At 40.7% G+C, this 3,930-nt stretch carries 4 protein-coding genes; 3 read left to right on the forward strand and 1 reads right to left on the reverse strand.

Features of this window, described 5'->3' with window-relative positions; genetic code table 11:
• The 3 genes from B2R65_RS13910 to B2R65_RS13920 form a co-directional block, all read left to right on the forward strand.
• Window positions 1-381 (forward strand): peptide-methionine (S)-S-oxide reductase (locus B2R65_RS13910; protein WP_286743567.1); only part of this gene is annotated, 381 nt, incomplete at its 5' end.
• 201 nt (window positions 382-582) lie between these two features.
• Window positions 583-1,497, forward strand: coding sequence for a 2OG-Fe(II) oxygenase family protein (locus B2R65_RS13915; protein WP_096041732.1), 915 nt, complete (start codon window positions 583-585; stop codon window positions 1,495-1,497).
• Between the two features lie 137 nt (window positions 1,498-1,634).
• Window positions 1,635-2,384: a substrate-binding periplasmic protein gene (locus B2R65_RS13920; RefSeq protein WP_286743572.1), complete on the forward strand. Its 750-nt coding sequence runs from the start codon at window positions 1,635-1,637 to the stop codon at window positions 2,382-2,384.
• 53 nt (window positions 2,385-2,437) lie between these two features.
• On the opposite strand, the gene B2R65_RS13925 is transcribed toward B2R65_RS13920, so the two are convergent.
• Window positions 2,438-3,930 (reverse strand): TonB-dependent siderophore receptor (locus B2R65_RS13925; protein ID WP_286743574.1); only part of this gene is annotated, 1,493 nt, incomplete at its 5' end.

Raw genomic sequence — 3,930 nt, forward strand, 5'->3', positions numbered from 1 at the left:
GAAGCAGTACAAATTACTTACGACCCTGATGTAGTAAGCTACAAAGGCATACTTGATCATTTTTGGGTAAATATTGATCCCTTTGATGCCAAAGGCCAATTTTGCGATAAAGGCCCAAGTTATTTAAGCGCCATATTTGTAGCTAACGATCAAGAGCGCAAAATAGCAGAGCAAACCAAACAGGCCGTGATAGCAGAGTTCCCAAATCAAACAGTAGTCACGCCAATACTTAATGCCAGCACTTTTTACCCAATTAAAGGTAAAGAAAGCTACCATCAGGATTATTATAAAAATAACCCCATACGCTACAATACCTACCGCTGGCGCTGCGGACGCGATAACCGCCTAGAAGAAATTTGGGGCGATAGAGTCACACATTAAAAATCTATAGTTAAACGCTTGATGGGTTTACACAAACCCATCTCCATTGCAGCTAACTGCTAATTCTATTCATTCCGCCCCTAATTATAAACATTATTTTGATACTGTTTCCTAAAACAGCTTATTTATCTAACTTTATAAATATAATAAATTGCACTCCTAGATTGATAAAACCTAATTCAACAACTGGAGTTACACATTATGTCTGCCACCCAATTACAACTTGCTCGTGCTCTAGCGTTACCTTCGAGAGAGGCCATGTTAAATCGTGAGCACTCTGTACAGCATTTTTGGTACAACAACGACCAACTACTTACACAAGCCTGGAAAGAGTGGGAAGAAACCGAAGTAGATACAACCACCTTTACCTTGGACGATTCATTACTAGATAAAAACTTACGTGAAGCCGTTAATGCTGCATGGCAAGATCCATCTAAAGAGCATTTAGTAAAATCACTACTGGAAGAAGTAGCAACTGATGTGTATCAGTTTCAATTTTTTGATCCTGAGCGCCTAGCAGTTTTACGTGGTTACCTAGAAAAAGTATGGAATGCTAACATTCCTATGCGTCCACCATACGGTATTGTATTAAACCGCCGCGGCGCCATGCTCGACAAACGCTCAGAGGGCTATTTAGCTGCTCCTAGTTTTCAGGCATTTTATAACCAAGTATTAAATACATACATGCGCCCTATTTCACGTTTATTGTTTCCTGAAATCATAGGTTACGATACGCAAACGTTTGGTTTTTCTATTTATTACGACCCAAGTACAGATGCCTCTATTCGTCCGCATACCGATGCATCATCAGTAACATTAAATATTAATTTAAACTTACCTGGGGAAGAATTTAGCGGATCAGAGCTTGATTTTTACGACCAAGTAAACGCAAAAGTTGTACAACTTAGCTTTAAACCAGGCACCGCCATGATCCACAAAGGCAATGTACCACACGCGGCAAAACCTATAACCAGTGGCGACAGAACAAACCTAGTGTTATGGCTTTTTGGCGATAATGGCCGTATACCAGCGCCGGGTTCAAAACGTACAGATATTGATGCAAAAGAGCGTTGGACTACGCCAAAAACAACGCCAGACGGCTACGCACCTTTTTAAACGGTGCCAAGTTTAACCTTTTGTGCCTAATACTTGCCCATTAAAGATATTTAATAATACTTTAATGGGCTATTTACTTGTTACATAACCACTTAGTTACTATCTTTTTAGTATGCCAAGTTAATTTAAACAGCCTAATGAAGTTAAACTTTTTTATAATAACTACACTGCTTGTATCCTCTTTTGCCTGTGCATCGCCTACTAAACAAAAATTGGTTGTAGGTTTAGGCGAAACCCTACCACCTTTTGTAATGTCACATACCAACAGCGGGCTAACCCTCGATATTATTAAAGCCGCATTAACGCCTTTAGGGTATGAAATAGAGCCACGCTATTACCCTTATACTCGCCGCGCTAAAGAGTATATAGATGGAAAGCTCGACATACTAGCCGACATAAACTTAAGCACAGAAAACGGCAATCTCCTAAGCGGTTATATATCAAATGAAGCCTATGAATACGAAAACGTTGCGATAGCCCTAAGGAGCAAGCATTTTAACTTTACTAAAATCTCAGATTTAACACATTACAGCTTAATCTCGTGGCCCAGCGCCGGCATACATTTAGGTGAAGAGTATGCAAAAATGGCAAAAGCCAATACACAATATTACGAAGTGCACGACCAATCTCTTCAAGTTAAAATGCTTTTTTCAAACAAGGCTAATGTGATTCAAATGGATAAACAAAGTTTTGATTACTATCGCTCAACTCTTAAAGGTATTGATAGCACACAACCTGTAGATCACTTTGCGCTGTTTGGTAAAAGCCCTAGTGGCTATTTATTTAAATCAAAAAAATTACGTGATGACTTTAATATTCAGCTGCAAAAGTTAAAAAATTCAGGCGAGTACTCTAAAATATTAAAAAAATACAAACACGCCAAATAAAAAAGGTCGCTTTAACTAAGCGATCTTTTTACGTTTACAGCGCAAAATACCAATTAAAACTTATAAGAGGCAGAAAATTTAACGTTACGCGGTGTACCAGGTTGTACCCATGCATCGGCAAACGAGTTTGTGTAATACGTTTCATCAAACAGGTTATTTAGCTCAGCCGTAACACGAATTGCGTCTGTTACATCGTAATTTACAAATACACGCGCGGTTGTATAACTGGGTAGTTTAAAGTCGGTACCAAAATAGCCATTGCGTTCGTCTACAAATAATAGCCCGCCACCAAATTTAATTGCATTGCCATATAACTCGTCCGATTTAACAAGCTGCAAGCTAAGTTGATGCTCTGGTACATTTAAAAGTGACTCGCCGGCCTCTACTGTGTAGCCAAAGTTAGCATCAAAAAATGAGTTTTGTATTTGGGCATCTACATACGCATACGACGCCCAAATTTCTAAACTATCGCTAAGCTCACCCGTTAGGTCTAATTCTATTCCCTTACTTTGCGCTTCGCCTATGGCTGCGTAGGTAAACGCTGTTGGGTCATCTACTACTAGCATGTTGTCTTGATCTACTTTAAATACAGCAACGGTACCAAATAACGCGCCATCGTTAAGGGTAAATTTTACACCTAGCTCAGCAGAGGTAGATTGGTTTGGCTCAAAACCATCGCCATTGGTATCAGTGCCCGAAAGCGGGCGAAAGTTTTCGCCGTAGGCTGCATAAACAGATACATAATCACCGGCTTCATACACCACACCAAACTGCGGGCTCACGCGCGACTGCGTTTGTTTAGTATTAGTGCCTGCTAAACGGTTATTTAAGCGCTGCTCGTAATCATCAAAACGGGCACCAATACGAATATCTAACTTATCGGTTACGCTTATTTGGTCTTGAATAAATACCCCTACCGACTCTTGAATCTCTACGCGGTCGGTATTAGATGTAGGCGTTGGTAATTCATACGCGCCGTATACAGGCTTAAATACATTAATGTATTGATCGCCCCGTACACGTAAAATAAATTGATCGTTTTCAAATTTATCAGTATCAACACCCATAATTAAACGGTGCTCAAAACCGCCCAGCTCAAGGCTGCCGCTTAGCTCTGCACGCAATACATGGTATTGAGCATCAAAATCGCGGTAGCGCCTAAAGCGGTTTACTTCGCCATCAACTACGCCGCCAAACCCGGTTTCGGTTGCAAAGCCTTCCATAGAGGTATCACGGTAGTTTGCACCAAATAAAATGCTCCAGTTATCATCAAAGTCATGAATGTACTCTAACTGATGCCCTAGTACATCGGCTTCAATTGGGCCATCGCCCGGCTCACCTAAAAAGCGACTTTGTGGTATAAGCCCAAGTTCGCCATCTATGGCTAATACGCCTCTATCAAACGGCACTTCTTGGTCGCTGTATTCAAGCTCGTAAACAAGTTGGCTGCTGTCGTTAATATTCCACACTATTGACGGGCTAAAGCCGTGTTTAGTGGTTTCTATGGTGTCTCTAAAGCTCTCGGCGTCTTCGTAAAAACCAACCA

Source organism: Pseudoalteromonas sp. UBA2102 (assembly GCF_002331165.1).
GTDB classification, from domain to species: Bacteria; Pseudomonadota; Gammaproteobacteria; order Enterobacterales; family Alteromonadaceae; genus Pseudoalteromonas; species Pseudoalteromonas atlantica.

Excerpts from the sequence above, each read along its gene's own strand:
- B2R65_RS13915 (WP_096041732.1), top strand. The coding sequence starts at position 583 with ATGTCTGCCACCCAATTACAACTTGCTCGTGCTCTAGCGTTACCTTCG.
- B2R65_RS13920 (WP_286743572.1), top strand. The coding sequence starts at position 1,635 with ATGAAGTTAAACTTTTTTATAATAACTACACTGCTTGTATCCTCTTTT.